Genomic DNA, 1,326 nt, shown 5'->3' on the forward strand with positions numbered 1-1,326 from the left:
TTGTCTGTGGTCCCGGAAGACGCAGCGGCCTGACGGCAATATTTGAAATGGGTGGGTGGATGCGAAGGTCTGTTCGTGCGGGTCGTTTCGATCTTCTTCTGTCCGCCGGCTTGGTTTGCCGGTCCTTGGCGATCGGCGTCTTCCTGGCCGCGATGATGATAGTCGCCTCGCCGGCGTTTGCGCAGACTGCAGAGGCGATTCCCGACCCGGCGACCATCAAGGCGATCGACGAGAATGGCGTCGATCTGGTTAGCGGCGGCCTCACTTGGCCTGGCATGGATCAGAGCATCGGCACGCCCGAGAGCGGCATGCACCTGTTCTGGCAGAATGATTCTGCCAAAACGAACGATACCGAGTACTCTTATCATAATTACGTAAGTTACTTCACGTTCCGAGATGTTTCTGGCCCCACAAGCAGCCAGCAAGACCATATTGACGTCAAATACGGAGATGCCGTCAATCGCTTTATACTGGTGAACGGCGCCTGGGTCCCTTACAAGGGCGGCCGAGGAAGCTTCTCCTGCGGCGCAAGTCTGTGCACCTATACGGACATCGGGGGCACGATCGTCGAATTCTACAAGGGGCTTGGCCCCGACGGTGCGATACAAGGCGGCTCGGCGCTCAGGATCATCAAGCCGGACGGCGAAATCATCACGTTCAATGGAGCGGTTTCGAGTTCGCTCGGCTGGATGATCAAGTCGGCCCAGAACGGCGCCTTCTACCGGATGATCAACAGCGCAGCCGACTATTGCGATCCCGCGGCCGCCAATTGCGACACCCTGACCGCCTACCCCGCGTTCAGCCAGGTTTTAGACGTCATGGGGAACCATTGGTCGCTGTCTCCGCTCCCACCGGAAACCGGGCCGGAAGGGCCGCTCTATGTCATGAAGCTCGTCGACCCGCGAGGGGTCGAGACGGTGTGGAGGCAGGGTGGAAGTAACAAGCCGCCGGCGCGTTTGGCGGACCGGGTCCAGAGCGTCACACGGGACGGGCAGGCCTGGACCTACACGACAAGCTATCTGGAACCGAATTGCTGCGACTGGATGGCGCCCCTCTATGCGTGGCGCGTGCTGGCCATCCCTCCAGGCGGCAGGATCCAGCTGTTTGAATTCAACCCCAACTGGTCGCAGGTAAATCTGCGAGTCAACGAATTGGGACATGGGACGACCCAGACCTATCTCAACGATCAGGTCAATTCGGTCACAGCGCTGAGCGGAATCACCACCACCTACGCGCGCGACAGCCGCAACAACATCACTTCGGCGACGATCAGGCCGAAAAACGGAGCCACCAACGGAAGCGAGGACATCGTCGTCGCGACGGCGA

1 protein-coding gene is annotated in these 1,326 nt (G+C 59.9%); it reads left to right on the forward strand.

Annotation, left to right across the window (positions count from 1 at the left end; genetic code table 11):
* Positions 1 to 125: 125 nt before the first annotated feature.
* Positions 126 to 1,326, forward strand: a 1,201-nt coding sequence (locus tag ACIPQB_RS26070) for a hypothetical protein (protein ID WP_446488155.1), incomplete at its 3' end; no start/stop codon positions are given.

This window comes from Caulobacter sp. LARHSG274 (assembly GCF_052871235.1).